The organism is Acaryochloris sp. IP29b_bin.137, assembly GCF_028285745.1.
Taxonomy (GTDB): domain Bacteria; phylum Cyanobacteriota; class Cyanobacteriia; order Thermosynechococcales; family Thermosynechococcaceae; genus Acaryochloris.
Genome location: NZ_JANQOP010000092.1, coordinates 1 through 2,580 on the forward strand (window position 1 = coordinate 1; position 2,580 = coordinate 2,580).

Consider the following 2,580-nt stretch of genomic DNA (forward strand, 5'->3'; position numbering starts at 1 on the left):
CGAGGTTCGTTTTACGCTGAAGAAATGAGACTCGTTTTGAATGGCAGTGAGGACAATCCATGGAAAGTAGACGGGGTTTAGCTTAGGGTAAGCAATCAGCCTATCAGACGGGTGCGAATTCCTCAATTTTGACTACTCACATCTGACAATTTCCCCAATACGGTTTGTTTCCTGCAACAGTGCGTCAATTGTATAGTTAACCCTATCCATAGTTTCGAAGTTTACTGGAAGCGGAGTATTAGCTGCTAAGGCTTCATAGGTTTTCGTTAAGAAAAGATTTAAACCCTCATAAGGTGTCTTTTGCATAATTTTGTTCCAAAAGTTGTTGATACTAGCTCCAAGAAATGTTTTACCACTCTCAAAGTGATTGACCAAAGGTGAAAGTTGTTTGCCTACTACACGAGGTAAGACGGTCCGAACATAGGGGTGAAATAAGTCAGTTTCAGCATAGCCTTCTTTGCCTCTGATCTTAACTTCAAAACACTCTGGTCGAGTATAACTACTAAAGCGAATCCGGGCATGTACCGATTGACCAATAATTAAGGCATCTAAGTCATCGTATTTAAATAAATTCCCACCTCCATGATTGTTCCAAGCAGAAGTAATTTGCTCAATGCTGGGTAAATACTGAAGAGTGAGATAGCACAAATGGGTTATAACATCGTGGACAACTCCTGCTGGGAGATGGTGAACTGGGTTTGGCAGGTTTTTGTCAGCAAATCGACCGCCACTTCTCACATCAAGCGCCATTCTAACCTCAATGTCTTGAATTTGTCCCAATTTTCCTGCTGCAACTATTTCGTTGATGGTCAAGATTGGCTCGTTAAAAAGATAGTTATAGTCTTCAATAAGATGGAGATCATAGGCCCTTGCAAGTTCCCCTAGTACCTTAAACTCTTCATAGGTAGGTGTTATCGGTTTTTCACATATAACGTGGGCTCCAGCTTTAAGGCAATCTGTTACGATCGAAAAATGGGTGTTAGGAGGTGTTAGAACATGAACGATATCTGGTCTTGCCTCAGCTAACATCTGTTTATAATTAGTATAAGCTGCTTCAGCTTGAAATCGTTGAGAAGCATACTGAGCAGCAACACGAGACAAATCACAAACGCCAACTAAATTAGCTTGAACTGAGGTTTGTAAAAAAGCAAGATGCTCTTTAGAAATTACTCCTGTACCAATTACTGCTGCCCGTAATGGGTCTGGCATATAGCTTAAACTCCTTTTCTTGAGGGATGTTTATATTCAATGATTGTAGAGGTCTCACCTCGCCAATAGGTTTTCCAGTAAGATAGCTGCCCTAAAACCTGGGGAAACTTAGAAAAAGTACAAAATATGGCATATATGCAGGAATGGGAGGTAAAATCTTGCCTTTGATGATGGCGATAGAGATAAATGCGCAAACCTAGGAACAAATATACAGTCAAGAACAATAAACTCCATCCCTTAGTAAACCAAGTTAAACCAATCGATATTAGAGGCACTATAAGTCCCCAAAGCCAGCCACTTATCTGCTCTCGTACCATATACCGCTCAGGAGATGAACCATACATGGTAGCTCCCTCTGCTATTGCCCAGCCACCACGTATTGAGCGCTTCCACCACTGTCCAAAGTGGTGCATATCTAAATCGTGGTGGGTCATTTCAGCATCAATACGCTGAATGAGCCAACCTTTGCGCCTCATGCGAATGCACATTTCTGGCTCTTCTCCGCAAATGAGGTTTGAGTTATATCCCTCAACGGATCGAAGCGCCTCAAAACGAATTAAGGCATCTCCCCCACAGGCCATGGTTTCTCCAATGGGAGTATTCCATTCCATATCTGCTAAACGGTTGTAATGCGAAGCATCCGGATGTTTTTCTCGCCTCCGACCACAAACTACTCCAAAGCGTTCATTATTCTCAAGAAAGTTTACAGATATTGCGATCCATTTATCTGCTAATTCGCAATCACCATCCACAAACTGCACATATTCTATATCAGGATAGGCGTCATGCAGCCAACGCCAGCCTGCATTGCGAGCGCGGGCTGCAGTAAAAGGAATAGATGCATCCAGTTCGATGACTTGAACTCCTTTCCCATAAGCAATCTCACAACTTAGATCGCAGGATCCTGAGTCAACGTATACTATACGATGACTATCAATAAGCTGAAAAAGCAACGAGTCTAAACAGTTAGTGAGCCGTTCTCCTTCATTGCGGCCAATTACAACAACAAAAACGTTACTCACAATTTACTTGAAGTATTGTAGCTTTTATGTAATAAACTTTGGGAATATTGTAACTCAAATGTGTTGTGTCGCAAAAATAGGACCTGAGCTGGGTGAACGAAAAAAAGAAAGGTGTCAGCTCTGAGTAGACAACTCATTTCGGGTTTTTATCCAATTAGTCTGAAATATTGGCTAATAAACCTAATATGAATAGCTGAAAAAGAAGGGACAGTCAATTTCACTGCCTTGCTTTGATAATTTACCCATAATTCGGCACTGTTCATTTCAGGGTTACAGATCTAGTCCACAGTTGAGCGACATTCAGACATTTTGAGATCTTGGGTATGGCGATCAGGGATACTCAATCAAT

General features: G+C 41.6%; 2 protein-coding genes. Both read right to left on the minus strand.

Going from position 1 to position 2,580, the window contains the following annotated elements:
• Positions 1-132: 132 nt before the first annotated feature.
• Entirely contained in the window at positions 133-1,209 is a 1,077-nt protein-coding gene (locus Q0991_RS06760) for a Gfo/Idh/MocA family oxidoreductase (RefSeq protein WP_299486676.1), read from the minus strand.
• 5 nt (positions 1,210-1,214) lie between these two features.
• Positions 1,215-2,231, minus strand: a complete 1,017-nt coding sequence (locus tag Q0991_RS06765; protein ID WP_299486678.1) for a glycosyltransferase — start codon at positions 2,229-2,231, stop codon at positions 1,215-1,217.
• Positions 2,232-2,580: the final 349 nt, after the last annotated feature.